This window comes from Agrobacterium sp. El2ro-1b (assembly GCF_048298475.1).
Lineage (GTDB): Bacteria > Pseudomonadota > Alphaproteobacteria > Rhizobiales > Rhizobiaceae > Agrobacterium > Agrobacterium fabrum.
Map to the genome: position 1 here is coordinate 698215 of NZ_CP103458.1, position 26382 is coordinate 724596.

Here is a 26382-nt window from a genome sequence, read left to right on the forward strand (position 1 = left end):
GCGAGCGAGTGCCACTCTTGGGTGACACCCGAACCGCCTCGTATCAGGACGCATCCGCCAGCCAGCGCCGTGCCGCTTCGATATCGGGAAGCCCCAATTCGTGTCCATCCTCGACCGTTTCCACCTCAGCCCTCGCGCCGCTTGCCGCAAGCCTGCCTTGCAGCTCGCTTGCCCCGTCGCGGTATTTGTCGCGTTCTCCCGCTACAAGAACGAAATGGCGGCCGGAAAGATCGCTCTGCGGCCATGTTTCAAGAACCGGCATCGGGCGGTAGAGTAGGGCGTCGCCGGCAAGCGCCGGATAAAGCGCCGCAAAGGCCGCATAGAAGTTCGCGCCATTGGAATGGCCGATGAACCGCAGTTTCGAGCGATCGAGACCATAGGCGCGGATTGCCCCTTCCACGAAGGCGGCAAAGGCCTCCGCTTCCAAGAGGATATCCTTCTGGTCGAAGCTGAAATCGGGGAAGCGCCGGAACCAGCGGGCGATATCTTCTTCCGTGCTGCGTCCGCGCACGCCGAGAAGGGTGGCGCCGGGCGCCGCCCGGTGCGCGAGCGGCATCAGGCTCGTTTCGCTGCCGCCAGAACCATGCAGCAGGATGATGGTGCTGCCGTCAGGCTCCTCCGGCGTGTAGAAACGATGCACGAAAGGCAGGTCGCGATAAACGATCCGCTCTTCGCCCGGCATCGCAAATTGCGGCAGGGCAACGCGCACATCCGCTTCATCCTTCATGAACAGCGGTGGAATGAACAGTTCCTCGCCAAGCGTCGCCAGCGGCTCGTCCACCGTCATGCCGGGCGCATCGGTCGCCATCTCAATCAGCACGCCGCCCGGCTCGCGGACGTAGAGCGAGTGGAAATATTTCCGGTCATGGGCATTGGTGGTGCTGGAATTCAGCGATTTCAGCCCGGTGAGAACCGTGTTCAGCTCATCCATGTCCTTCGCACGGAAGGCGATGTGGTCGACCGTGCCGGTGCCGGGCGCGCTGGACCAGAAGCCGGTCGCATCGCGCACATCGATAATGTCGCCGCTGTCGGAAACGAGCCGGCGGATCGCGCCCGCCTGGCTTTCCTGCCGGTAACCGAAGTGTTTTTCCAGAAACGCCACGGTTTCTTCCGGCACCTCGCTCAGCATGGTTGCGCCATAGATTCGGCGAATGGCGTCTTCGGCGGAGATATCGGCCGTCACATGCGGCGTCGCATCGGCAAAGGCACGGGTGCCAACCAGCTTGACAATCAGGCCATCAGGGTCTTTCAACCGAATGACGGGCGCGCCGAATTCATCTGACGGTCCCTCGGCGCGCAGGCCGAATTTCAGCGCCCGTGTCAGCCAGAATCCGATCGCCGCGGGATCGATCGCCACGGAAATTTCCAGCGTCTGCCCGTAACCGACGCGGCCCTGGCCGCCATCTTCCCAGACCAGAAAGGTCAATAGCGAGCCGGGAGAGCCAATATCGTCGCCGTAAAGCAGGTGCAGCTGCATGGCGTCTTCGAAGCCGGCCGTGCGCTTGACCAGCCGCAGCCCCAGAAAGCCGGCGTAAAAATCCACATTCGCCTGCACCTTCCGGGTGATCATGGTGATGTGGTGTATGCCAAGTGCAGAATTCATGTCGCCGTCCCGCCGTTTCGCCTGCTGTTTGTGGCCCTATTTGTCCCAAGCTGCCCCTGATCCGCAACCCCGGCAAATGAGAACGATGTGTTCTCCGTGTGAACGATATTTCCGCACCTTCGTTGCACGCGGGGTGGGCAGAATTGCCAGCTGTTTGCCTGTATATCGATCATATTTGCATACAAAATAAGCATACAAAATAACGGCTATTTTGTATGCAATTTTATCTTGCCTTGAGGGTTGGAATTGGGTCTTATGCAACCAATCCAGCAAAACCATCAGGGGGAATAGATGATTTTAACGCGCAGGTTGTTGTCCAGAACGCTGGCCATTGCCGCCATCGGTGCGGTCGCTGGCTTTTCGCTGCCGGTGACGGGTGCTTATGCTGAAACGCCGGTGAAATTCACACTCGACTGGAAATTCGAGGGACCGGCCGCCGGTTTCCTGCTGGCGCTCGACAAGGGCTACTTCAAGGACGAAGGCCTCGATGTCACCATCGATAGCGGCAACGGCTCGGTGGAGGCGATCCCGCGTGTTGCGACCGGTGCCTATCAGATGGGTTTTGGAGATATCAACTCGGTGATGAAGTTCCTCGACGAGGATCCGAGCCAGAAGATCAAGGCCGTTTATATGGTCTATGAGCGCCCGACATTTGCCGTGGTCGGCCGCAAGTCGCTCGGTGTTACCGGCGATCCGAAGTCGCTGGAAGGCAAGAAGCTCGGCGCGCCGCCGCCGGATGGCGCTTTTGCGCAATGGCCGGCATTCAAGCAGGTGGCGGGCCTCGATGACAGCAAGATCAAGATCGAATCGATCGGTTTTCCGGTGCGTGAACCGATGCTCGCCAAGGGTGACGTCGATGCCGTCTTTGGTTTCGCCTTTTCCGTAATTCTCAATCTCAAGAAACAGGGCATTGCCGATGACGACATCTCGACCATCCTGATGGCCGAGCACGGGTTGAATCTTTATGGCAATGCGGTGCTGGTAAACACTGATTTCGCTGAGAAAAACCCTGATGCCGTGAAGGGTTTCCTGAAAGCACTGGCCAAGGGCTTCGCCGATTCCGTCAAGACCCCGGAAGAGGGTGTGGCGGCGGTGCTGAAGCGCAACGAGACGCTCGACAGCGCCATCGAGCTGGAACGCCTCAACATGGCCAACAGCATGAATATCAAGACGCCCTACGTGGTGGAGAACGGCATGGGCGGCGTCGATCCGGCCCGGCTTGCCGCCTCTCTGGATACACTCAAGGTTTCCATGGGCCTGAAGGGCAACGTCAAGGCGGAGCAGGTCTTCGACGCGACTTATCTGCCGGCCAAGGAAGAGCGCATGCTTCCCTAGAGGATAGAGTGAGTGGATGCCGCGAGCTTCTTCTCCCCGCCGGGGAGAAGTCCGCGGCAGCGGGATGAGGGGGCAAGCTCTCCGTATATCTCTGCGCTTGCCCCCTCATCCGACCCTTCGGGCCACCTTCTCCCCGGCGGGGAGAAGAAACAAGCGGCAATGCCGGGGGTAGCCGGCAGCCTTGGAATTGCGGCGGGAACAACGAAGGCCGTAAGCGTCCGTTCCCGCCAAAGACATAGGGGACTTCGTTGTCACATCTCGTGGAAATAGACAGTGTCGACATGCGCTACGGCGGCTCTGCCGGCACGCTTGCCGTCTCGGGCCTGAACCTGACGGTCGACAAGGGTGAATTCGCGGCCGTGGTCGGCCCGTCGGGCTGCGGCAAGTCCACGCTGATGAAGCTGGTGACGGGGCTGCATATTCCGCAGAAGGGCAATGTCATCGTCGCCGGACGGCAGGTCACCGAACCCGTCTCCATCGTCGGCATGGCGTTTCAGAACCCGACGATGCTGCCCTGGCGCACGACGCTGGAAAACATCCTGCTGCCGCTCGAAATCGTCGAGAAACACCGCCGCCGTCTGCGCGCCCATAAGGCGAGCTATGTCGCAAAAGCCGAGCGTCTTCTGGAAATCGTCGGCCTGAAGGGGTTTGGCTCCAAATACCCTTGGCAGCTTTCCGGCGGCATGCAGCAGCGCGCCAATCTCTGCCGGGCGCTGATCCACGAACCGGAACTGCTGATGCTGGACGAGCCTTTCGGCGCGCTCGATGCCTTCACGCGCGAAGAACTGTGGTGCGTCATCCGCGATCTGCACGCCGCGCAGCGCGTCACCATCATTCTCGTGACCCATGATCTGCGCGAAGCGACCTTTCTGGCCGACAAGATTTTCGTGATGAGCGCAAGGCCCGGCCGGGTGCTGGCGGAACATCGCGTGCCCTTCGCCCGTCCGCGCCAGCTCGATATCATGTATGACAAGGGTTTCAACGACATGGTGCAGGAACTGCATGGCGAAATCGCGCAGGCGAGGGTGGCGGCATGAGCGCGATCATGGAAAGCTCCGTGGCGGCCGAACCGCGCAAGCCGCTGATTGACCGGGTCAACTGGGTGAAGGCCGCGCCATGGCTCTATACGCTGGCGCTTTTCGCGCTGTGGGAACTGCTCGTTTATGCGCTGAAAATGCCGCCCACCATTCTGCCGTCGCCGATCAGGGTCGGGCAGGCCATCGTGCAATATTGGTCGCCGATCTGGAAGAATTCGCTGCAGACGCTCTACACCACGACACTGGGTTTTGCCATTGCCGTCGCCGCCGGTCTTGCCATCGGCCTGTTCATCGGCTGGTCGAAAACCATCTATGCCGGCCTTTATCCGCTGATGATCGGTTTTAACGCCATTCCGAAGGTGGCGCTGGTGCCCATCCTCGTCATCTGGTTCGGCATCGGCACCGTTCCCGCCGTTCTGACTGCCTTCCTGATTTCCTTCTTTCCCATCGTCGTGAATGTCGCCACCGGCCTTGCCACCATCGAGCCGGAAACGGAGGACGTGTTGCGCGCACTCGGTGCAAAGAAGATGGACATCATGCTGAAGGTCGGCATTCCGCGATCCATGCCCTATTTCTTCGGCTCGCTGAAAATCGCCATCACGCTCGCCTTCGTCGGCTCGGTCGTCTCGGAAACCGTCGCCTCCAATTACGGCCTCGGCAATATGATGAGTTCGGCGCAGAGCCAGTTCAACGTGCCGCTGGTCTTTGCAGGCCTGCTGATGCTCGCCGTGGAAGGTATTGCCATGTATGCGGTCATGGCCTGGCTGGAAAGGCGCATGACCGGCTGGGCCCATCGTTCGACCATGGGGCAGTGAGCGGTTGCCGCTTGTTTCTTCTCCCCGCCGGGGAGAAGGTGGCCCGAAGGGTCGGATGAGGGGGCAACGTTAGCGATAGACCGCACCCGTGCCCCCTCATCCCGCTGCCGCGACCTTCTCCCCAGCGGGGAGAAGGCGAAAGAGACACTCGCTCGGCATTCTTACGGTTACGGAAAACCGTGAGCCTGCGATGGCTCAATGCGCCGCCATTTCCTCAACGATGTCAGCGCCGTCCATCAGGAAGGGGTAATAGGTCGGCCAATTGGTGACTTCGTCCAGAAGCGCCTTGCGGTCGTTGCCCCAATAAAGATGATAATGTCCGGCCTTCTTCGGTGCGATGGTGTGGTCGCTAAACTGGATGAACTGCGGTGCGGCCTCGTCGCCGGCAGTTTTCTTGAAAATGTAACGGACACCGCGGTTGCCCTTCTTGTAGGTCAAAATCTCCTGACCGTCGCTGACATAGGTGCCCTTGGTCGGCTTGCCTTCCTTATAAAAGGTAACGCTGTCGGGCGCGATCACGATGCGGTTCACATCGGTCTTGTAGCCGATTTCGTAATAGGCGCGGTATTCTGCGGCGGTCTTGTCGCCATGAGCGGCCTTTTCAGCCATGACGGAATCCAGCGAACCGTTCAGCAGGTAAGGATAGACCGACTGCCAGTCGCCTTCCCAGTCCGTCAGCGGGCGCGGCTTTACCTGCGCATCTTCGAAATACCCCTTGTAAACCTGCTTTTCCGCCTCGGTCATCTGGCTGTGGTCATGACCATGGCTGTGGCTGTGAGCCGCGGGTTTGTCGCCGCCGGCAGCCGTTGCCGCGGCAGCCGCCAGCAACATGGAACCAAGTGCGAGCGCGCCGGTGACGCGGGTCAGTGTCTTCTGCATTGTTTCGGCCCTCTTCAGTCTGCGATCAAAAAGCGAGTAACGTAATAACATTACATTTCGACCTATAGAGGCGTCTTCGGCAGGATGCAAGGGCGGGCGTTGACGTCGGATCATGAAAAAACGCGATGGCTATTGAACCACCGCGCTTAAAATATACGGGCAGGATTAACCGTCAGGCCTCAGGCAGGCTGTGCGCTCACCTCGGCCTTGCGTTCGTCAAAAGCGAGCCGCATGGCTTTTGTCACGTCGCGCGTCGTTACGAAATAGTTGTCGCTGCGCACCCAATACCGCAATTTAACGGTGGCGCTGTCGGCGGTAACGGAATCCACGAATGTGACCGGGGCGGGGTCGAGCAGGATACGACTTTCCGAGCGCACCACGGTCATCAGCATATCCTGCGTGGCAGCCATATCCTCGTCGTTCTTGACAGTCAGGCTGAGTTCGTGGCGGCGTGAAGGAAAGCGGCTGTAATTTGTGATAGGCACGTTCCAGAGTGTGGAATTCGGCGCAAGCCGGTAAAGCCCGTCACTGGTCTTGAGTTCGGTTGCGAAAAGCCCGATTTCGATGATCGTGCCGCTGACCGTGTTGGTTTCGATATATTCGCCAACCCGAAAGGGGCGCAGCACAAGCAGCATGATGCCGGCGGCGATGTTCTGCAGCGTGCCTTGTAGCGCAAGACCGATGGCGAGGCCGGCAGCGCCGAGGGCAGCGAGAATCGAGGCCGTCTGCACCCCGAACTGGCCGAGCACCATAACGATGACCAGAATGAGCACGACATAACGGATGCCGCCCGCGAAGAAACCGGCGAGCGTCGCATCAAAACCGCGAATGCGCGACAGGCCCTGAAACGCCCAGCGCTGCAGGAAGGCGGCGGCCAGCCAGCCAATGATCAGCAGCAGCAGCGCACCAATGACCGAAAAGGAATATTGCACCGCCAGCGCGCTCGCTTGCCGTACGGCCGTCTGCGATGCGACCAGGATATCCGTTGCCTGTTGTTCCATGAATTATCCCGTGATTCTATTGCCGTTCAGGTTTGGTAACGAATGGGTGTCGCAGCGGTTCCGCCCAAAATCGGGCCTCAGCCGGCAAGCGGCAGCACGAAAGGCACGTTGCCGTCGGTATCCGCCCCCCGGCCGATCGCTTTGATTGCCTTGATAAGCCTACCTTCGCGCCCTAGCAGCCGGTCGCCGATGGCGATGATGCGGGCATTGGGCGTGGCATAGGGTGAAACGTTGCGCAGGCGTTGCGCAAGCTCAGTCTCGTCCTGATCGGGATAAAGGCTGAGTGCGGCGATGACGGCGGCGGCCGGCGAGCGCGAAATCCCCATCCAGCAATGGATGAGCAGCGGCGTGGACTGGTCCCATTCCCGCGCAAAATCGATCAGCTTCAGCACATGCGCATCATCGGGTGCAATGAGATCACCGGTGCCCTTGAAGGCGATATCGTTCATGGCAAGCGTCAGATGCCGCTCGGCGGCGATGACGGCCGGGCGGTGAAAGTTCTGCTCCTTGGCGATCAGCGTCACCATTTCTCGAGCCTTGTGCTTAACGGCCATTTCGGCGATCCGCGACAGCGGCGATACCACGATGGCCGTCATGTCGCACTCCCGGTTCTGGTCACGCGCAGCGTCTCGATTGCCTCGAAGCGGGCGATGAACAGTCTTTGCGCCTCAGTCGAGGGAAGGGGGATGATATCGAACATATCGCGGGTGATGCCGCGTGGCAGGCCGAAGAATTTCTGCGCCTCGGCGGTGGAAAAACCGGCAAGCTCGGTCGCTTCGAAAAAGGCGGCCACTGTGTCGGCCTTCTTGATGCGATCCTTCAATTCGCGCGATGCATGCGGTGGCAGGCCGAAACGCAGATGCACGGCGGCTTCCAGCCGCTTTTCCACGGTCTTGTAACCGCCGCCGACCACGGATTTGAACGGCGAGATCATGTCGCCGATCACATATTCCGGCGCATCGTGCAGAAGCGCCATCTGCATCTCGTCAGGCGTGGCACCCGGGCACATGCGGCAGAAAATGGTCTCGACGATGAGGCAATGCTGGGCGACGGTAAAGGCGTGGTCGCCGCGCGTCTGGCCGTTCCAGCGGGCGACGCGGGCAAGACCATGAGCAATGTCGGAAATTTCCACATCGAGCGGGGAAGGGTCGAGCAGGTCGAGCCGTCGTCCCGACAGCATGCGCTGCCAGGCGCGCGGACTTTTTGCGGGAGCCACTGTTAGTCCTCCGCCCGAGCCGCCGGATCGGCCGCCGGGAATGAAAGCCCGCTCCACGCTGGCAGGGCCACGCTTACCGCGACATTGTCGGCAAGAAGCGGCGTGCCGGCGGCAAGCGCATCGGCAACGCGGTCGGTCCGCACGATGGCAAGGGCCCTGTTGCCGTAGACGGTTCCCAGTGCACCGACGGGTTTTCCATTGGCGGTAATCTCCGTCCCGCTGGCGGGAAGCGTGCCATCGGCCGAAACGGTCACGACGCGCCGTCTTGCAGTGCCGCGATGTTTCATGCGGGAAACGACTTCCTGGCCAACGAAGCAGCCCTTCTTGAAGGAAACGCCGTCATTCATATCCATCAGCACATCATGGGGAAAAGCATCCTGCAGCGCATAATCTCGGCCGGATTCGGCAATGCCGTGCTCGACGCGCAGCGCCTCATAAGCTGCAGCCTCGCCAGAGGCGGATGCGCCGGGCACACGCCAGAGATCGACACTCGCCTTGGCGAAACGGTCATCGCGCACGCCTGCCTCCGGCACGCTTTCGCCCCAGAAAACGCTGATGCCTTCCAGATCTTCAGCTTTCAGCTCGACGGGCGCGCGCAGTTTGTACATGGTCAGGCGGCGCAGCAACGCGTCCTGTTCGGTGGCACCCGTTTCAACAAGATAATCTCCACCGTCGCGCCAGATCAGGAAATCGAACAGGATTTTGCCCTGCGGCGTGAGAAGCGCCGACGCACGGGCTTCGCCCTCCGGCAGATTTTCGATATCGGCCGTGATGAGATTGTTCAGAAACTCTTCGGTGCCGGTGCCGGAAACCCGGATCAGGCGGCGGTCGACAAGAAAGGCGGAAGGCATGGCGTCACCATTCGGTTCATCGAGACTGCGCGATATCAGGCAAAATGCAGATGCACTTTCCCTGGATGCTCATTTCGCACAGTTAGGATTTTTACCCGAGAACGGCAAGCGCCGGGATGCGATCAATCGCCGGCGGTGAAGAACTTCCATTTGCCATCGGGCGAAATGCCGATGCGGTAGAAGCTGTAATTGCCATATTCCTGCATGTCCGCCAGATCGCCCGCCGTGATGATGCGCAGCAGCTCCACCTTTTCCGGTGCAGTCAGCGTATTCAGCGGTTTCCCGGCGAAATAGGGAAAGACATAGGCTTCGTCAGGGGTGCCGGCATCGATATGGGCGTAACCGGTCGATAGCAAATCGATGATGATCGCCAGCACTTCCAGGCCATCAGGATCACCGGAATAGCTTTTCAATGCCGCGATCGGGTCTTCGCTGTCACTGCCTTCGATGCGGAATTGATTCTGTCCGGCAACGATGAAGGGCCGCAGTTTCTCGATATCGCCTGATGCGGCGGCATCGATGATCTGCTGGCGCAGCTTGCGCACGGGCTCGGACGCCTTGGAAATATCGTGCTCGATGACAACGGACATTTCCGGCGTCGTGTCGGGCTTGGCGGATTGCTGGTTCGCTTTGCCGGCGGAACGGTCGACCAGCGGGTCGGGCAGGGGAATGCCATCCGAATCGCCTTCGACTTCGTCGGGCTCCGCAGGCTGTGCCTGCTGCGGCTGTTCGCCGTTTTGTGCCTGCGGTTCGCTTTCGCCCTTTTGCGCCGGCTTCAGCTCGGAAAGGGCAAAGGCTTTTTCAGGCAGGCCGATAGGGCCGGCGGTGAGCGCAAGCAGGATGGACAGCAGGGCGGAAGAGCGCAAAAGCCCCTTGCTCAGGCAAGACATGATAGACTCCGGCTTTACTGTATGATCCGCTGCGGCGAAAATTCGCCCTGAAGCATACGCTGGCGCAGCGATTCCAGCATTGCTTCCGCGCCGGCCTCGCCGTGGATACGGATGGTTTCACGCATGGCCAGAGCGATCGCGGCATCGGCGATGATCTCAGGCTCGATGCCGTCGGCCATGCCGTCAGCCCATGCCTCGTTCTGGTGTTCCAGAGCGACCTGCATCTTTTCATGCACGATCATATCGTCGATTTCGTTACGGCTCGTCTGCATTTTTCATCCTCGACAGGGCGGGCAAGTCCTTACCACCCTGTTAACAACACTAGCAGCCTTTTATCAAAACGGCACGGGCTGCGGCGAAAAGAGGTTAATAAACCTTTAATTTCCGAACCTGGACGCGATTTCCTGCGCGAGTGTTGCCCCTTCGTTACGGTAGTTCTCTTCTGCCATGATGGCGGCGCGTGTGCAACTGGTGTGGATGGCTGCAAAGGAGCGGTATCCACGGTTGAATGCAGCCGTCATGCGCTGGCGTCGTTCGGGTTCGCTCGCCGTGTCCGCAGCCAGAAGGTCGCTCATCGATTTGCGCCAGTCCTCCGGTCCGGAAGAGGGGCACAGCGTTCTCAGATATTGCACCGCGCCCAATATTTCCGAAAGCCGCGCCAGCTTGTCGTCATAAGGGGCAGGTTTGGGCGGCGCCGCTTCCGCAGGACGTGCCTCGGAAGCGGATTTTGAAGGCTGCGCATAAGCGACGCCTTCCTGCCCTGATATGGCAAGCATTGTCAGAAAAAGAGACAGGAAGATGGTTGGTCGTATCAAAATTCTATTCTGCCCCACACATACTCGTGAACTGTTGGCTCGTGACCATCCGGCGGGCGGATCGGTCCTAGATAATAGCGATTCTGGCTGGCTGGCAATCATGCAAGCAGGCGCTCGGCACATTCGACAACGCTTTCGGGCGCCGGCAGAAGGCGAATCTCCGCCAAGGTGTACCAGCCCGCATCCGCCGCATCATCACCCACTGTCACCAGCGGATCTGCATCTGTTTCCACGGTGAAGACTGATAGGAAATAGTGGCTCGTCAGCACGCCTTTAGCGTCACGGGTGGGAAGATCGTAGGTCGCGAAAAGCTGCGGCCTGCGGGCGATGATACCGGTTTCCTCGTGCAGTTCGCGCAATGCCGTCTCGTCCGGAGTTTCCCCTTCTTCGGCCCGTCCGCCGGGAAAGGCGAACATGTCCTTGGAGGGCGGGTTGATACGGCGCACCAGAAGCAGCCGGTCTCCGTTCCTGACGATGGCGGAGGAGGCGGCACGGGGCTTGATACGAAGGGTCATGAATGGTTTCGCTTGTTTCGGCCGTTTCCGGCCTGTCTATCGTGGTATCGTGGCCCGGAAAAATCGATTCCGGTTTCCGCGCCGATGGTTATAGTCCGGAACTGACGAGATTGTGCAGACTAAAGACGGTGGAATGAAGGTCTATCTTATCTATGTTCTGGCGGCCGTTGCCGAAATCGCCGGCTGTTTTTCCTTCTGGGCCTGGCTGAAACTCGGCAAGACCGGCTGGATATTGCTGCCCGGCATGGTGGCGCTGGCCGCTTTTGCGTGGCTTCTGACACTGGTCCCGACAGAGGCGGCGGGCAGGGCCTATGCCGCCTATGGCGGGATCTATATTACCGCCTCGCTGTTCTGGCTCTGGGGCGTGGAAGGCCATGCGCCGGACCGTTGGGATATTGCCGGCGGCGTCGTCTGCCTTGCCGGCACCGCCATCATCCTGTTCGGACCACGGGGTTGAGGAGAAGGCCATGTGCGGGCGTTTCGTGCTAAAGGCAACGCCGGAAGAGATCGCCGATTATCTCGATCTGATCGGCCTTGAGGATTTTCCCGCCCGTTTCAACATCGCGCCGACCCAACCCATTCTGGTCGTCATGGAAGGCGAGCGGCAGGAGCGCGGCAGCAACCTGCCCAACCGCCGGGCCGTGCTGGTGCGCTGGGGTTTCATGCCGGGCTGGGTGAAGGATCCGAAGGACTTTCCGCTGCTCATCAATGCCCGTTCCGAAACCGCAATCGGCAAGGCCTCCTTCCGCGCCGCCATGCGCCATCGCCGCGTGCTCATCCCGGCAACCGGCTTTTACGAATGGCGACGCCCGCCAAAGGAGGAGGGCGGCAAAGCCCAGCCCTATTTTATCCGCCCGAAAAACGGCGGCATCGTCGCTTTCGCCGGCCTCATGGAAACCTGGTCTTCTGCCGACGGCTCGGAGGTCGATACCGGCGCGATCCTCACCACCGCCGCCAATGCCGCGATCGGCCGTATTCACGATCGTATGCCCGTCGTTATCGCGCCAGAGGATTTCAGCCGTTGGCTGGACTGCAAGACCCAGGAGCCACGCGAGGTCGCCGACCTGATGCGACCGGTTCAGGATGATTTCTTCGAGATGATTCCGGTCTCTGACAAGGTCAACAAGGTCGCCAATGTCGGGGCCGATCTCATCGATCCGGTGCCCGAAAGCGCGCCGCTGGCGAAGGTCAGGCCGGCGAAGGATGACGGGCAGATGTCGCTGTTTTGAGGCGTTTTCTGTGCCTAGAGACTAGAGCTGAGCGTTGCCGCGGCCTTCAGCCGTTCAGCCCGATTTTCTGCAGGCCTTCCTGGATCATGATGTCGGAATAAACGCGGTTGCGGCCATTCGCCTTGGCGAGGTAGAGCAACTGATCCGCCGCATTCAGCTGGTTGTCGAAGGGCTCTCCCTTTTCTATCTCCACGACACCGAGTGAAATTGTCAGTGCCAGGCTGCTGCCGCTCAGCTGCCGGCCGTTCTTTTCCACCCGTTCGCGCAGTTCCTCGCAGAAGGCATAGGCAGCCCGCGCATCCAGCCCGCGCAGGAACACGGCAAATTCCTCGCCGCCGAGGCGGGCAGGAATATGGCGTTGCTCGTCGCACATGTCATGCAGCAGTTCGGCCAACTTCTTCAGCGCCCTGTCGCCGGCATCGTGCCCCAGCGTGTCGTTGATCTTCTTGAAATGGTCAATGTCGAGAATGGCGACTGCGCCGCTCTCGTCATTGTCATTGATGACGTCCATCAGCGCCCGCGTGCGCTCGAAAAAGGAGCGACGGTTGGGCAGGCCGGTGAGGTGGTCCCGTTCGGCCAGTTCACGCAGGCGCTTGAGCTGCTTCAGTGTCTCGATATTGTTGTCGATGCGGCACTGCAATTCTTCCGGTACGAAGGGGCGGTAGACGAAATCCGACGCGCCGGCCTTGAGGAAGCTTGCCGAAAGCAGGCGGTCCGTGGAGGAGGATATGCCGATCACCCGCAGGTCTTCGGAGGACCTGCTGTCGCGGATGCGCCGCGTCAGTTCATAACCGTCCATATCCGGCATGTGGTAATCGGTAATGACGAGCTGGATTGACGGGTCCTGCGAGAGGATTTCCAGCGCCCGGTTGCCCGAATGGGCTTCGCTGACCTTGAAATTCTGCCGCTCCAGAATTTCCACGAGGCCGGAGCGTGCGGTGCGCGCATCATCGACCACCAGAACTGAAAAACGCTTGTTGGTCATAATCCGGTCGACCGTCTTGACCACGGCATCGACGGTGCGATGGCCGTCCTTGACAATATAGTCTATGATCTTCTTTTCGGCATAACGCTTGCGCGCTTCCTCATCCACCGTTGCAGTGAAGACGATGGCCGGCACCTTGCGCTCGGATAGAAGCGTCAGAATTTCCCCCTTGGGCGCATCGGGCAGGTTGAGACCCGTCAGCGCCAGCGTGAAATTATTGGCCTGCATCAGGGCATCGGCCTCGGCCATGCTGGCGCAATGGACGACCTCGGCTTCCGTTTCATCCGAAAGCCGCGTCCTCAGCAGCATGGAAAGAGCAACGGAATCTTCAATCAGAAGGATTTTATCCTGCATGCCGCCCAAGCCCCCCATGGCCGCGTTCTTGTTTTCCCGCAAAAGCTGAATTGTCTCGCGAGTGCATCTCAAGGTACTGAGAACCATATTCGCTGTATCAAGATGAATCGCTAAAGTAGAAAAACTTAAATTTTCAATAACGGAAGCGAAACTATCCGTATAGCCATCCAATGGGAATCGAATAGTTTACTCGGTTTCGTTGCTGTAATGTTACACCATTACGAATGCGGCCATGCGTTCCGTTTATACGGATCGGGTCATCAATAAAAAGAGACGGCGCTTTGATAGCGCCGCATCGTGTTCTCAGGTCGTATATCGGCTATTGTGGGCCGGAACGGACATCGTTGGCCCCAAGCATAAGCGGTTGTTTTCAGGCGATTTTGGCGGCGGGCTTACGCTTCAGCATCAGGGCTGCGGCAGCAACGGCCTTCAGTCCGAGCGGGCGGTAGTGGCTCTTGAGGTCGGGCTTCGCCTGCGGCTGTGCCTTCGTCTCGTTCGTCATTTCTCTCTCTCCACAATTCACGCCAATCGCCTTTGCGATGCGTGTGCGCCTCTTCTTTCGAGGCTAATCTTGACGGATTCGAGGCGAAAGAAACGAAGACGGTTTTTCAGGCTGCGACATTTTGCGTCACATCCTGCGCCGGCTTGTCTGGCAAAAAATAAACTTGCGGTTTTAAATACCGCGATCGAGGCCATTGCCGCCATTGGCATCGTCATGCGCGTCTTCCTCGATGGTCAGCGTACCGTAGCGGCGATGCCAGAGGCGGGCGCTGATGGGAATGAAGACGAGATAGGCGGCGACCGTCAGAACCAGAACTTCCCAGGTGAAGCTCATCAGCATCGCCACATAAAGCACGACGACGAGGATCATCGGCAGCACCAGATCACGGCGGATGCGGGTACTGGACTTTCCCGACCAGACCGGTAGGCGGCTGATGAGAAGATAACCGATCAGGACCGTATAGGCGGCGGCGACATAAGCGAAGGGCTTGTCCGGCTCCACGCCGAGGAAGCCGAGATAGACCGGTAGAAGCACCAGCATCGCGCCCATCGGCGCTGGCACGCCGACAAAAAATTCGCTCTGCCAGGGCGCCTTTACCGGCCGCTCGATCATGACGTTGAAGCGCGCCAGGCGAAGGCCGGCGGCAATGACATAGATGAGGGCGCCAATCCAGCCGATCGAACGCGCCTGATCGAGCAGATAGATATAGACGACGAGGGCGGGGGCGACACCAAAATTGACGATATCGGCAAGCGAATCCATCTGTTCGCCGAATTTGGAGGTCGCCTTCATCATGCGGGCAACACGCCCGTCCACGCCGTCGAGAAAGGCGGCAAGGAGTACCATGCCGACGGCGAGTTCAAAGCGGCCTTCGATGGCAAGGCGCACGCCGCTCAAGCCTGCGCAGATCGCGAGAACGGTGATCAGATTAGGCACCAGGAGGCGAAAGGGAATCTCCCGCAGCCGGGGCCCACGACCGCTATCACTGCGGCCCTCCTGTTTTCCGTTCTGCTGCGGCTCCGAAATCGGCGTTTCCATGCGCATGCCCTTCCTGTTTGTCCTCAGCCGCGACGGCTGAGGACCGGACCCTTGGCCGAGCCGAATTCGGCAAGCACGGTCTCACCGGCGATTGCCGTCTGGCCAACCGATACACGCGGCTCGAAACCTGCGGGAAGGAAGATATCGAGGCGCGAACCGAAACGGATAAGGCCGAAACGCTCACCGGCATCAACAGGTTCATTCGGTTTCACCCAGCAGACGATGCGGCGGGCGACCATGCCGGCGATCTGCACCACGCCGACCTTGCCATGCGAGGTCTCGATGACGAGGCCGTTGCGCTCATTGTCTTCCGAAGCCTTGTCGACTTCGGCATTGAGGAAGAGGCCGGGACGGTAAGCGACATTGACGATGCGGCCACGCACGGGCGCACGGTTCACATGGCAGTTGAACACGTTCATGAACACCGAAATACGCACCATCGGTTCCTTGCCGAGTTCCAGTTCCAGCGGCGGAACGACGCTCTGCACGGCGGAAACCTTGCCATCGGCCGGGCTGATGATGAGGTCGTCATCCTGCGGCGTGACACGCTCGGGATCGCGGAAGAAATAGGCGCACCAGGCCGTCAGCACGAGACCGACCCAGAAGAGCGGTTCGGCGATCCAGCCGAGCACCAGCGATGCGACGAAGAAGGCCGCCACGAAGACATAACCTTCCTTGTGGATCGGTACGATGGTGTTGCGAATGGTGTCGAACAGATTCATATGGTTCCTTGCTCCGGTTTTTGTCTGCGCCTTCATATGTGGTCTTCATACGACACGATCCATACGGGCATGCGACAAACTTCGCCTTGCTGGTTACAGCCAAACGTCCCGCCCGGCAATGGCCCGGCGGGTCTCCCACCCCGGTTCCCCCGGAGTTTATGCCGAGTTTATGCCGTCAATGCGCCGGTTCGCCGCGGTCCACCACGCCGAGGTCGTCGCTTTCGCGAACGTGGCGCAGCATCTCTTCGGCGCGGATCGCCTCGCGCTGGCGGCTCCACATCGAGGCGTAGAGGCCATCATGCGCCATCAGCGAGGCATGCGTTCCCCGCTCAGCAATCAGTCCTTCCTTCAGCACGATGATCTCATCCGCGTGGATGACGGTGGAGAGGCGGTGGGCGATGACCAGCGTGGTGCGGTTTTTCGAGACGATGTCGAGGGCACTCTGGATTTCCTGCTCGGTATGCGTATCGAGCGCCGAGGTCGCCTCGTCGAGGATCAGGATTGGCGGTGCCTTTAGAATGGTCCGGGCAATCGCCACGCGCTGCTTTTCGCCACCCGAAAGCTTCAAGCCGCGTTCGCCGACCATGGTGGCGTAACCGTCCGGCAGTTTGCCGATGAAGGCGCTGATCTGCGCCGCATCCGCCGCTGCCTTCAGCTCCTCGTCGGTGGCGGAGGGGCGACCGTAGCGGATATTGTAGGCGAGGGTGTCGTTGAACAGCACGGTATCCTGCGGCACCATGCCGATCACCGAGCGCAGGCTCTTTTGCGTCACGTCGCGAATATCCTGCCCGTCGATGGTAACGGCGCCCTCCTGAATATCGTAGAAACGATAAAGCAGCCGCGAGATCGTCGATTTTCCCGCACCGGAAGGGCCGACGATCGCCACCGTTTTGCCCGCCGGCACATCGAAGGAAATGCCCTTGAGGATCGGTCTTTCAGGGTCGTAGGCAAAATGCACGTCGCGGAAGGAGATCGCGCCGGGGCCGGCCGCAAGCGGCTTCGCATCCGGCCTGTCGGTAACTTCGGCCTCTACTTCCAGAAGATCGAACATCTGTTCGATGTCAGTCAGGCCCTGGCGGATTTCGCGGTAGACGAAGCCGATGAAATTGAGCGGCACGGAAAGCTGCAGCAGCAGCGCATTGACGAACACGAAATCGCCGATGGTCTGCTCGCCGCGCTGCACGGCCAGTGCCGACATCACCATCATGACCGTAGAGCCGATGCCGAAGATCACGCCCTGACCGAAGTTCAGCCAGCCGAGCGAGGTCCAGATCGAGATCGCCGATTTCTCGTAACGCTCCATGGCGACGTCGAAACGCCGCGCCTCCATTTCCTCATTGCCGAAATATTTGACGGTCTCGAAGTTGAGTAGCGAATCGATCGCCTTGGTATTGGCGTCGGTATCGCTGTCATTCATGGCGCGGCGGATGCCGATACGCCAGTTGCTGGCCCTGACGGTGAACCAGATATAGGCCCAGACGGTGACGACGGTGACCAGCACATAGGAAAAACCGTAGGACGCCCAGAAGATGATGGCCGTCAGCAGGAATTCGATGAAGGTCGGCGCGGTATTGAGAATGGTGAAGCGGACAATGGTTTCGATGCCCTTCGTGCCGCGCTCGATCACCCGCGACAGCCCGCCGGTCTTGCGCTCCAGATGGAAGCGCAGCGAAAGCCGGTGCATGTGCACGAAGGTACGATAGGCGAGCTGGCGCACCGCATGCTGGCCGACGCTGGCAAACAGCGAATCGCGCAGCTGGTTGAGCCCGACCTGGATCAGCCGCGTCAGATTATAGGCGATGACCAGCGCCACCGCGCCGAGCAGGAAGGCCGGAACCAGCCCTGCCATGTCGAGCTTGCCGTTCAGCGCATCCGTCGCCCATTTGAAGAAATAGGGAACCGCGATCAGCACCAGCTTGGCGACGATGAGGAACACGGTTGCCCAGATCACCCGCATCTTCAGGTCCCATCGGCCCTCTGGCCACATATAGGGCCAGAGATTGATCAGGGTCTGGGTCGGATTGCTGGAATCCGCCGAAATGGTTTTTTTCTTCGTGGCCATCATTCTCTCCGGTCACTGCCGGAAGCCGACAGCAGGACGGCGGCTTTGGTCAAGCCGCCGCGCGTGTCACAGATAGGATCGTTGCGGGTTCACCGCAACGTCTTCACATCCTCAGGAGCCGCTCTTCAGCCGCTTGCGGTGGAGTTCCTCCGCGTTCGGCAGTGCCTCTTTCGGCACGCCGAAAATCTGGCCGGGCTCGATCAGATCAGGGTTTCTGATCTGGTCCTCATTGGCGAGGTAGATCGTGGTGTAACGCACGCCCTGTCCGTAAACGCGCCGGGAAATCTGCCACAGCGTGTCGCCGCGGCGGATGATGACGCTGTTCTGGCTTTCGGCAAGCGGTGCCTGCTCGAAGGTCTGCGGGCCGGCAGGAGCCTGCGGCGCAGGGGCAGGCGGAGCGATGATGTGCAGTTCGGCAAGGCGGCTTGCCAGCGAGGCGATGCCCTTGCCGATGGCGGCCACATCGTTCGGCCAGGCTTCGACCGTCGCAAGCAGCTGACGCGCCTTGCCCGTGATATCGCCGGCAAAAGCGGTGAAGTCAGGCTCCGTGGCAGCGGCTGTGCGGAACTCGGAGAGCGATTTCAGCGCGATCACTACAGCGGAGCGGCCGGCAATGGCCTGATCGAGCGCCGGCGTCGCCTGATCCTTGTAGAGACTGGACAGGATGCCGAATGCCTTGGCGACATCGGTGCGCAGCTTTTCAAATGCGGCGCGGTCGCTTGCCGTGCTCTGGTTTTCAGGCTGTGCCGCGGTCGTGTTGGCCGAAGATGAGGCCGATGGGGCCTGCATGGCGACGGTTGCCTGATCGGTCTGCGGCCGCTCGAAGGGAACGCGTACGCGCACCTTCGCCGTGCCATCGGCATTCAGTTCCTCGACGGTGATGATGTGGCTGCCGATGGCCAGCTCAACATCGCCTTCGATGACGAAATGGCCGGAAGCCTCAGTCGTGCTCTTGCCGATTTCCTTGTCATCGACAAGCGCGCGCACGGTCGAACCGGCAGGCGCGGAACCCGCGACGAAGATCTTCGATCCCTCGAATTCGACGGCGGTGACCTGAACGCTCGACGTGAGCGGGGCAACGGCAGTCGATCCGGCAGCGGCGGGGGCGGCAGTGCCGGAAGAGGGCACGGGCGTATTGTTGGCGGTGGTTTCGGAGGTTGCCGCAGAGGGTTGCGACGGCGTGGCCTGCTGCGGCTGGAGCGCTGGAGGTGCTGCCTCGGGCATGGCCAGCACACGGCTTGCCTTGCCGGGTTTGGAAACCATGGCCAGAAGCTCGCCCGACTTGTTCTGCGGCACGGAAACGGTCGCCACTTCCTCGGACTGCGTCGCCTTGCCGTTGGCATCGGTTGAACGCAACACCAGCTCATGATCGCCGGGCGGCAGGGGATTGTCGAAAACGGCGGCGAAATCGCCCGTGCCGTCGATGGTCGTCTGGGCGATCACCTTGCCGTTGCTCAGAATTTCAAGCTTTGCGCCAGGCTGCGCCTTGCCGGCGATCACGGCCGAACCATCGGGCTCGACGCGCAGCACGTCGAAAGTCGGTGTGCCGGAAGAGGCCTGGGCAGCATCGGCAGGCGCAGCGGCCGGTTTTGCGGCTTCTGGCGCCCCATCGTCGGTGCCGGCGAATACGCCGGCCAGACGGCGGACCTGTGCTGCCGCGGCGGCCGCATTGTCAGGCAGGCCGCGCAGGAAGGCGGTGGTACGTTCGGCCGCGGCACGCGCCGTGGTGATGAGCCGCGACGTGGTTTCGTCCAGCGACTCGGGAATGTCGATATTCGTCAGTTCCTTCAGCGAAGCCTCGACCTTCTTGCGGGCGGCTGCGAAATCGGCGTCGGACGGAACCTTGTTGTCGGCGAAAAGCGAGGCCATGTCCTTGATCGACTGGGTTGCGGAAGCCGCACGGCGGCCGACCTTGTCGGCAATATTGGCCGTCTCCTCGGCCGCGTCGGAGAGGATGTCACCCGCCTTGTCGGCTCCCATTTCAACGCTGTTCTTCACCGCGTTGCCCGCCTCATTGATGGCGTCGCCGATCGGTTTGCCGTCGTTGGAAATCCTCGGCAGGACGAAAAAGATCATGAGCAGGGACGCAATGCCCAGCACGATCAGCGGCAGCAAACCGGCCTTATTGTTTTTCATCCTGGAATCTCCGGATATTTCAAGCTTTTCACACGAGTTGAGATTGCTAGCGTCTTACCCTTCGCCAGACAAGCGGCGAGTGGGCAAAAGGCCATATTTGCAAGGGATTTCCCAAATTTTCTTGACGTGCCGCATCGCACATTGTTCCTTCCCTCCATGACCGACAAAAATACAGCGATTCGATCCATCTGCGTTTATTGCGGCTCCCAGCCCGGACGTGACCCGGCTCATATGGAAGCAGGCCGCGCGCTTGGGAAATCCATTGCCGAAAACGGCATTCGCCTCGTCTACGGCGGCGGCACCAAGGGCATCATGGGCGCGGTTGCCAGCGGCGTTCTCTCCAATGGCGGCGAAGTAACCGGCATCATACCGGAATTTCTGGTCGATATGGAGGCAACACGCCATTCTCTCGGACAATTGAACGAGCTTGTCATCACCAAGGACATGCATGAGCGCAAACATATGATGTTCGAGCGCTCGGACGCCTTCGTGACCCTGCCCGGTGGCGTCGGCACGCTGGAAGAGATCGTCGAGATCATGACCTGGGCCCAGCTCGGCCGTCACGCCAAGCCGATGGTCTTCGCCAATATCAACGGCTTCTGGAACCCCATGCTGGAACTGGTGCAGCATATGCGCGACCAGGGGTTCATCCACCGCGCCCATCTTCTGAACCCGCTCATCATCGACGAGGTGAAGGACATCGTGCCCGCCATCATCGACCGGGCGCTGGCGCAGCAAAACCCGGACGGCGATCCTTCGGTGATTTCCCGGCTCTGAAGTGCGTCGCGTCTCGTCGTCTTCACGCGACGCGCTCATCCAGAACCGCCCCACAGTCTGGCAGACTCGCGTCATGCGCTACGATTGTTAATGGCGGCCCGGCGGCTCGTTACAATTTTAAGTGTATATTAATACAGATTTAACAGCGGCATCGTTTAGCCCGCTCTTTTCATGGTCCCGCGACTGATCCTGTGCCAGCCTCTCCAGAGGCGTTGGTGGTGCGGAATTTTCTTCTGCCGCCATGAAGTGGGTGGCATCAGACATGATTGCTTTTGTGATGCGGCTCAGGAGCCGGGCGCATTTTATTATTCAGAGACATCCCGGCAAGACTGGCGATGCCATCCTCGGTTCCGCCGCCCGCCGCCGGGTCGATGCGCGGGTGAGGCTCGGTATCGTGATCGCCGTCTTCGCCGCCATCTATGTCGTCGTCGCCGCGCGTCTCGTCCAATATGGCCTCGCCGAACCCGTGGCGACCGCCTGGATCAATACCGGGGCCAATGCGGTGGCTTCCCGGCCTGATATTGTCGACCGCAACGGCATGCTTCTGGCGACCGATCTCAACATGGTGTCGCTTTATGCGGATCCGCGCCGGGTGGTCGATCCCGATGAGGTGGTGGAGAAGCTCGCGAGCGTCATCCCCAATCTCGACTGGCGTGAAACGCATCGCCGGTTGCGCTCGGACACCGGCTTCCAGTGGCTGCGGCGCCAGCTGACGCCGCGCCAACAGGCGGATATTCTCAATCTCGGCATACCAGGCATCGGTTTTCGGCCGGAAAAACGGCGGTTCTATCCGGGCGGGCCGGCCGCTTCGCATATTATCGGCCACGTCAATGTCGACAATCAGGGTCTTGCCGGCATGGAGCGATATCTCGACCAGCAGGGGCTGGCTGATCTGCGCGCCGTCGGCCTTGCCAGCGGCGCACCGCTGGAGCCGGTGAAGCTTTCCATCGATATGCGGGTGCAGAACATCGTCCGCGAGGTCGTCGTGAAGGCGAAGAGCGCCTATGAGGCGGAAGCTGCGGGCTCGGTCATCCTCGATGTGGAGACCGGCGAGGTGCTGGCCATGGCCTCGGTGCCGGACTACGACCCCAACGAACCATCCCGCACCCTTGCCGATGGCAGCATCGACAGGGACTATGAAAAGGGCTGGTTCAACCGCATGAGCAACGCCACCTTCGAAATGGGCTCCACTTTCAAGAGCTTCACGCTCGCCATGGGGCTGGATGCCGGGGCGATCACCCTCAATTCGGTGGTGGACGCCTCGCGGCCGATCCGCATGGGCGGCTTCACCATCAAGGATTTCAAGGGCCGGAACCGCCCGCTGTCGATCCCGGAAGTGTTTCAATATTCATCAAATATCGGCACGGCGGCGGTGGCCGACAAGGTGGGCGTCGAAGGTCACCAGCAGTTCCTGACGAAACTCGGGTTGCTGACGAAAATGGACACGGAAATGCCTGGAGTCGCCACGCCGACCCAGCCGAGAGTGTGGAAGAAGATCAATTCCGTCACCATCTCCTTCGGCCATGGCGTTGCCACCACGCCGCTGCAGACGGCCGTGGCGGCCGCAGCCCTCATCAATGGCGGCAACCTGATGTCGCCGACTTTTCTGCCTCGTTCGAAAGAGGATGCGGCCTCGATTTCACGCAGCGTCATCGAGCAGAAGACGAGCGCGGATATGCGCTACCTGTTCAACTGGAACGGCATCAAGGGTTCCGGCCGGGGCGCGCAGGTGGAGGGATTTCATGTGGGCGGCAAGACCGGAACGGCCGACAAGGTCATCAACGGCCGTTACGCCAAGGATATCAATTTCAACGCCTTCGTCGCCGGATTTCCCATGCACAAGCCGAAATATGTCGTGCTGACGATGATCGACGCGCCGAAAACCGGCGTGAATGGCGGACGCACGGCGGCATCGACAGCTGCCCCCATGACCCGCGAGATCATCGCCCAGACGGCAGGGCTTCTCGGTGTGAAGCCGCGTTTTGGTTATGACGCGACGCCGCAATTGCCGGTGGATTATTGAGCCCCGGCTTGGTGAGGGAGGCGGCAGTACACCCGCCTACCGCTTGAGCCGCATCAGGCTGGAGCCGGTATAGATCGCCAGTGCCACCCAGATCATCGCGAAGGCTGCCATCCGCACCATGTCGAACGGTTCCTTGAAGATGAAGATGGCGATGAGGAAGATCATCGTCGGCGCGATATATTGCATGATGCCGATGGTCGACAGCCGCAGCAGCTTGGCGCCATTACCATAGAGAATGAGCGGAACGGCGGTAATCACGCCGCTTGCCGCCAGAAGCCATGTGTCGGCGGAATTGCCGCCCATGAAATGCGCCTGTCCGCTGAAGGCAAGCCAGATCATGACCAGCACGGCGGGAATGGAGAGAAGCATGACCTCCAGCAGGAAGCCCTGCGTCGCGCCGATCGGCAATGTCTTGCGGAAGAAGGCGTAAAAACCCCAGGACACGGTGAGCGCGATGGAGACCCACGGCAGGCTGCCCGCATGCCAGGTGAGGATCGCAACGGCCAGCCCCACGAGGCAGATGGCGGCGATCTGCGCCGGATAGAGTTTCTCCTTCAGGAGAACGGCGCCGAGGAAGATGCTGAACAGCGGGTTGATGAAATACCCCAATGCGGCATCCAGCGCGCGGCCCGCACCGATCGACCAGATATAGACGCCCCAGTTGATGCTGATGAGGGCTGCGGTCAGGCTCGCCATGGCCAGCATTTTCGGATTTCTCAGCGCGGTTCTGATTTCCGCCGTGCGCCCGAGCGCAATCAGCACGACCGCCGCAATCGGCACCGACCAGATGACGCGATGCACGATGACCTCGATCGGCGAAATATGCGCGACCGCTTTCATGTAAATGGGAAGGAAACCCCACAGCAGATATGCGGAGAGCGCGAAAGCAAAACCGCGCGCGCTATCGCCGCCCTCTTGGGCCGGGAGCGTTTTGTCGAGTGCCATGGGGACTACCGCCAATTGTTCGGATGGTATTTTATACCGGATCGGCACTGCGGCGGCCAATTCATTTCCGTGAAGGGTCCATGAGAAAAACTGCACGAATAACAGGCACGGTGCCCTTGAAATAAGCTCACGTCGCAACAGGCCGGCTGATCTTCGCAGGAACCCTGCTTTAAATCACGTGTGAATCAATGTCTCATCAGGCCGCCTCAAGCATCTGAAAAGACTCTTATTTCCCCGCAAAGCGATCGTTTGCGCGGATCAGCTGGTCAAGAATGCCCGGCTCGCTCAGCGCATGCCCGGCCGCCTCGATGATGTGGAAATCCGCCTTCGGCCAGGCCTTCGCCAGCTGCCAGGCATATTTCAGCGGGCAGGGCATGTCGTAACGCCCGTGCACGATAACACCGGGAATATCTTTCAGCCTGCCGGCGTTCCGCAGCAATTGCTCTTCCTCCAGCCAGCAGTCATTGACGAAGAAATGGTTCTCGATGCGTGCAAAGGCGATAGCGTATTTATCTTCACCGAAATCATCCACACGGCTGGGGTCGGTGACGAGAGCAATGGTCGCCCCCTCCCACTGGCTCCAGGCCTTGGCGCATTCCAGTTTTTTCGCCTCGTCGGCGCCGGTAAGATAGCGGTTATAGGCCTGCATCATCTCACTGCGCTCCGCCTCCGGAATGGGCGCAATGAATTTTTCCCAGTGGTCCGGATACATTTCGGAAACGCCGAACTGATAATACCAGTCCAGCTCCGGCCTGGTGACGGTGTAGATGCCGCGCAGGACGAGTTCGCTGACGCGGTCGGGATGGGTCTCGGCATAAGCGAGCGCCAGCGTCGAACCCCAGGAGCCGCCGAAAACAAGCCATTTTTCGAAACCGCAGAGTTCACGCAGCCTTTCGATATCGGCAACCAGATGCCAGGTGGTGTTGGCCTCAAGCGCCGCATGCGGTGTGGAGCGGCCGCAGCCGCGCTGATCGAACAGGATGACATCGTAAAGTGCGGGATCGAAAACCCGCCGATGGGTGGGGTTGACCCCGCCACCCGGCCCGCCATGCAGGAAAACCGCCGGTTTCGCGCCACGCGTGCCCACCCGTTCCCAATAGACCACATGCCCGTCGCCGACATCCAGCATGCCGGTTTCGAAAGGTTCGATCTCGGGATAAAAGCCGCGCAGTTCTTCAGTCATGTCTTATCGTTCCTCAGGCGGCCATTTGGCCGTGTCGTGATCCGGATGCTGGTAGGACGTCATCTGAGTTTCGTCCAGTCCCTGTTCCACTGCAGGTTTACTGAAGAGATTCTCTATCCAAGGTATCCGCTTGTGGATATTGACCTGCACCTGCGGCTCGATTTTTTCGGGATGGTCGAAAGCGCCGATCGCGATCTCAATGCCACCCGAATAATGATAGGTCAGCGGCGTACCGCATTTGTTGCAGAACCCACGGAGAATTTTGTCAGACGACCTGAAAAGGGTCGGCTGGCCGCGGGTCCATGTCAGATGTGCCTGATCGGCGGTGACGAGCGCGCCGAAGAAATTGCCGAAATGTTTCTGGCACATGCGGCAATGGCAGATGGAGGGCCGGCCGAGTTTGCCCGCATGGAACCGCACGGCACCACATTGGCAGCCGCCGGAAAAACCGTTTTCGCTCATTGTCTGTTCTCCGGTGGCCATTGTGTCGTGTCATGGTCGGGGTGCTGATAGGAGACGAGGTTGGTGAGATAGTCCACCGAGGTCAGGTCGTCGTCGGTCGGAACGGCGGGCAGCGTGTGAAGACTGTCGACGAAACCGATCTTGCGTTCCACCCCCCACTGGATTGTCGGCGGCAGTGCCGCTGGATCGTCAAACGCGCCGGCCGCAACCGCCACGCCATCCGGTGCTTCATAGGTCAGCGGCGTGCCGCATTCCGGGCAGAAGCCGCGCTTGACGACGCTGGAGGATTGAAACCGTTTCGGCTCGCCGCGCGTCCATTCGAATTCCACGTTGCGCACCGAAACCAGCGGCGCGTAATAGGCGCCGAAGGCCTTCTGGCACATTCGGCAATGGCAGATGGAGCTGTCTTGCAGGTCTCCGGTCGCGCGGAAACGGACCGCGCCGCATTGGCATCCACCGGTATGGGTGGTCATGATTGGTTCTCCTCTGCCGTTCGGATAATGTGGAGACAGACGTTGTCGATGTCTTTGAGGATATCATCGTTCCAGAAACGGAGGACGGTCCAGCTAGTTCCTCAAGTGTCCGTGTTCTCTGCTGGTCGTAAGTTGCCGCAGCATCTTCCGCGTGCTGAAATCCATCCAGCTCGACGATGATCTTATGAGATGGGCAGGCGAAATCAACGATGTATCCGGCGACAGGCAGTTGGCGTCTGAAAGAGAGGCCGTCGAGGCGATGAGCACGGACCGCGTTCCAGAATTTCAGTTCGGCGTCGGTCAGAGCCTTTCGCATTTGCCGCGCATGTTCACGATGCTGAGGTTTGACCTTGGCGTGGGGCATGAGCGGCTCGCGGCTTGACAGGGTGCGGCGAGATTGAAACATCGACAGGGTTAAAGCAAGGTCTCGTCGTGCGGCGTCACCCCCCTCTGTCCTGCCGGACATCTCCCCCTCAAGGGGGGAGATCGATATGCCGCTAGGTTTCGCCCATCTCAACGTTGGCGAATGCAGTG

Annotated in this window: 27 protein-coding genes and 1 pseudogene; 7 read left to right on the forward strand and 21 right to left on the reverse strand. The window is 60.2% G+C overall.

All coding sequences use genetic code 11. The features are described from left to right. Nucleotides 1-43 precede the first annotated feature (43 nt). Entirely contained in the window at nt 44-1603 is a 1560-nt protein-coding gene (locus NYR50_RS03465) for a VOC family protein (RefSeq protein ID WP_418136783.1), read from the reverse strand. A gap of 291 nt (nt 1604-1894) precedes the next feature. On the opposite strand from NYR50_RS03465, the gene NYR50_RS03470 reads away from it, so the two are divergent. The 3 genes from NYR50_RS03470 to NYR50_RS03480 all read left to right on the forward strand — a co-directional run bounded on the left by NYR50_RS03470 (nt 1895) and on the right by NYR50_RS03480 (nt 4790). Then, nucleotides 1895-2938, forward strand: a complete 1044-nt coding sequence (locus tag NYR50_RS03470) for an ABC transporter substrate-binding protein (protein WP_174008112.1) — start codon at nt 1895-1897, stop codon at nt 2936-2938. A 248-nt stretch (nt 2939-3186) separates the two neighbouring features. Beyond that, a complete protein-coding gene (locus NYR50_RS03475) occupies nt 3187-3975 on the forward strand; it encodes an ABC transporter ATP-binding protein (protein WP_418136784.1) in 789 nt (262 codons plus the stop codon). Further along, a complete protein-coding gene (locus NYR50_RS03480; protein WP_418136785.1) occupies nt 3972-4790 on the forward strand; it encodes an ABC transporter permease in 819 nt (272 codons plus the stop codon). Before NYR50_RS03475 ends, NYR50_RS03480 begins: the two co-directional genes overlap by 4 nt. 195 nt (nt 4791-4985) lie before the next feature. Here the strand turns inward: NYR50_RS03480 and NYR50_RS03485 are convergent, their stop codons facing one another. From NYR50_RS03485 to NYR50_RS03525, 9 genes are all read right to left on the reverse strand, one after another. Then, a complete protein-coding gene (locus tag NYR50_RS03485; RefSeq protein WP_418136786.1) occupies nt 4986-5669 on the reverse strand; it encodes a metal-binding protein ZinT in 684 nt (227 codons plus the stop codon). A 179-nt stretch (nt 5670-5848) separates the two neighbouring features. Further along, nucleotides 5849-6670: a mechanosensitive ion channel family protein gene (locus NYR50_RS03490; RefSeq protein ID WP_418136787.1), complete on the reverse strand. Its 822-nt coding sequence runs from the start codon at nt 6668-6670 to the stop codon at nt 5849-5851. A 77-nt stretch (nt 6671-6747) separates the two neighbouring features. Further along, nucleotides 6748-7266, reverse strand: coding sequence for a tyrosine phosphatase family protein (locus NYR50_RS03495; protein ID WP_418136788.1), 519 nt, complete (start codon nt 7264-7266; stop codon nt 6748-6750). Then, nucleotides 7263-7886 carry a hydrolase gene (locus tag NYR50_RS03500; protein WP_418136789.1) on the reverse strand — a complete coding sequence of 208 codons (624 nt, stop codon included), beginning with the start codon at nt 7884-7886 and terminating at the stop codon, nt 7263-7265. Before NYR50_RS03500 ends, NYR50_RS03495 begins: the two co-directional genes overlap by 4 nt. Nucleotides 7887-7888: 2 nt before the next feature. Then, nucleotides 7889-8737, reverse strand: a complete 849-nt coding sequence (locus tag NYR50_RS03505) for a YgfZ/GcvT domain-containing protein (protein WP_418136790.1) — start codon at nt 8735-8737, stop codon at nt 7889-7891. 122 nt (nt 8738-8859) lie between these two features. Continuing rightward, nucleotides 8860-9627: a hypothetical protein gene (locus NYR50_RS03510; protein WP_418136791.1), complete on the reverse strand. Its 768-nt coding sequence runs from the start codon at nt 9625-9627 to the stop codon at nt 8860-8862. A 14-nt stretch (nt 9628-9641) separates the two neighbouring features. Beyond that, a complete protein-coding gene (locus NYR50_RS03515; RefSeq protein ID WP_006314521.1) occupies nt 9642-9899 on the reverse strand; it encodes a hypothetical protein in 258 nt (85 codons plus the stop codon). A 105-nt stretch (nt 9900-10004) separates the two neighbouring features. Beyond that, on the reverse strand, nt 10005-10442 hold the full coding sequence (locus tag NYR50_RS03520) for a TIGR02301 family protein (protein WP_006314523.1): 438 nt from the start codon (nt 10440-10442) through the stop codon (nt 10005-10007). A 98-nt stretch (nt 10443-10540) separates the two neighbouring features. Continuing rightward, nucleotides 10541-10957, reverse strand: a complete 417-nt coding sequence (locus NYR50_RS03525; RefSeq protein ID WP_006314525.1) for an NUDIX hydrolase — start codon at nt 10955-10957, stop codon at nt 10541-10543. A 133-nt stretch (nt 10958-11090) separates the two neighbouring features. Here NYR50_RS03525 and NYR50_RS03530 point away from each other — a divergent pair, with 133 nt between their 5' ends. Both NYR50_RS03530 and NYR50_RS03535 read left to right on the forward strand, forming a co-directional pair. Further along, nucleotides 11091-11414 carry a YnfA family protein gene (locus NYR50_RS03530; RefSeq protein WP_418136792.1) on the forward strand — a complete coding sequence of 108 codons (324 nt, stop codon included), beginning with the start codon at nt 11091-11093 and terminating at the stop codon, nt 11412-11414. A gap of 10 nt (nt 11415-11424) precedes the next feature. Then, nucleotides 11425-12186 carry an SOS response-associated peptidase gene (locus NYR50_RS03535; protein WP_006314531.1) on the forward strand — a complete coding sequence of 254 codons (762 nt, stop codon included), beginning with the start codon at nt 11425-11427 and terminating at the stop codon, nt 12184-12186. Between the two features lie 46 nt (nt 12187-12232). Here the strand turns inward: NYR50_RS03535 and NYR50_RS03540 are convergent, their stop codons facing one another. The 6 genes from NYR50_RS03540 to NYR50_RS03565 all read right to left on the reverse strand — a co-directional run bounded on the left by NYR50_RS03540 (nt 12233) and on the right by NYR50_RS03565 (nt 19985). Next, nucleotides 12233-13525 (reverse strand): response regulator, encoded by a 1293-nt coding sequence (locus NYR50_RS03540; RefSeq protein WP_080809696.1) that lies wholly within the window; start codon nt 13523-13525, stop codon nt 12233-12235. Between the two features lie 370 nt (nt 13526-13895). Then, on the reverse strand, nt 13896-14027 hold the full coding sequence (locus NYR50_RS03545) for a hypothetical protein (RefSeq protein ID WP_272447940.1): 132 nt from the start codon (nt 14025-14027) through the stop codon (nt 13896-13898). Between the two features lie 171 nt (nt 14028-14198). Then, nucleotides 14199-15065: a CDP-diacylglycerol--serine O-phosphatidyltransferase gene (pssA, locus tag NYR50_RS03550; RefSeq protein ID WP_010971369.1), complete on the reverse strand. Its 867-nt coding sequence runs from the start codon at nt 15063-15065 to the stop codon at nt 14199-14201. Nucleotides 15066-15088: 23 nt separating this feature from the next. Beyond that, nucleotides 15089-15787 carry a phosphatidylserine decarboxylase gene (locus tag NYR50_RS03555; protein ID WP_010971370.1) on the reverse strand — a complete coding sequence of 233 codons (699 nt, stop codon included), beginning with the start codon at nt 15785-15787 and terminating at the stop codon, nt 15089-15091. A gap of 175 nt (nt 15788-15962) precedes the next feature. Beyond that, nucleotides 15963-17849, reverse strand: a complete 1887-nt coding sequence (locus NYR50_RS03560) for an ABCB family ABC transporter ATP-binding protein/permease (protein WP_418136793.1) — start codon at nt 17847-17849, stop codon at nt 15963-15965. A gap of 111 nt (nt 17850-17960) precedes the next feature. Continuing rightward, the gene (locus NYR50_RS03565) at nt 17961-19985 is read right to left on the reverse strand and encodes a LysM peptidoglycan-binding domain-containing protein (RefSeq protein WP_418136794.1); all 2025 of its coding nucleotides are present in this window, start codon (nt 19983-19985) and stop codon (nt 17961-17963) included. Nucleotides 19986-20141: 156 nt separating this feature from the next. Between NYR50_RS03565 and NYR50_RS03570 the strand changes: the two genes are divergently transcribed. Together NYR50_RS03570 and NYR50_RS03575 are read left to right on the forward strand one after the other, a co-directional pair. Continuing rightward, the gene (locus NYR50_RS03570) at nt 20142-20762 is read left to right on the forward strand and encodes a TIGR00730 family Rossman fold protein (RefSeq protein WP_418136795.1); all 621 of its coding nucleotides are present in this window, start codon (nt 20142-20144) and stop codon (nt 20760-20762) included. A 262-nt stretch (nt 20763-21024) separates the two neighbouring features. After that, on the forward strand, nt 21025-22785 hold the full coding sequence (locus NYR50_RS03575; protein WP_418136796.1) for a peptidoglycan D,D-transpeptidase FtsI family protein: 1761 nt from the start codon (nt 21025-21027) through the stop codon (nt 22783-22785). Nucleotides 22786-22821: 36 nt separating this feature from the next. Here NYR50_RS03575 and rarD read toward each other — a convergent pair whose 3' ends face one another. The 5 genes and pseudogenes from rarD to NYR50_RS03600 all read right to left on the reverse strand — a co-directional run bounded on the left by rarD (nt 22822) and on the right by NYR50_RS03600 (nt 26212). Continuing rightward, nucleotides 22822-23730, reverse strand: a complete 909-nt coding sequence (rarD, locus tag NYR50_RS03580) for an EamA family transporter RarD (RefSeq protein WP_418136797.1) — start codon at nt 23728-23730, stop codon at nt 22822-22824. A gap of 226 nt (nt 23731-23956) precedes the next feature. Further along, nucleotides 23957-24913, reverse strand: coding sequence for a prolyl aminopeptidase (gene pip, locus NYR50_RS03585; protein WP_418136798.1), 957 nt, complete (start codon nt 24911-24913; stop codon nt 23957-23959). Between the two features lie 3 nt (nt 24914-24916). Beyond that, entirely contained in the window at nt 24917-25375 is a 459-nt protein-coding gene (locus NYR50_RS03590) for a GFA family protein (RefSeq protein WP_418136799.1), read from the reverse strand. Then, a complete protein-coding gene (locus tag NYR50_RS03595; protein ID WP_418136800.1) occupies nt 25372-25848 on the reverse strand; it encodes a GFA family protein in 477 nt (158 codons plus the stop codon). The genes NYR50_RS03590 and NYR50_RS03595 overlap by 4 nt, the downstream gene beginning before the upstream one ends. Then, nucleotides 25845-26212, reverse strand: a pseudogene (locus tag NYR50_RS03600) (endonuclease domain-containing protein). The gene NYR50_RS03595 and the pseudogene NYR50_RS03600 overlap by 4 nt, the downstream one beginning before the upstream one ends. Between the last annotated feature and the right edge of the window lie 170 nt (nt 26213-26382).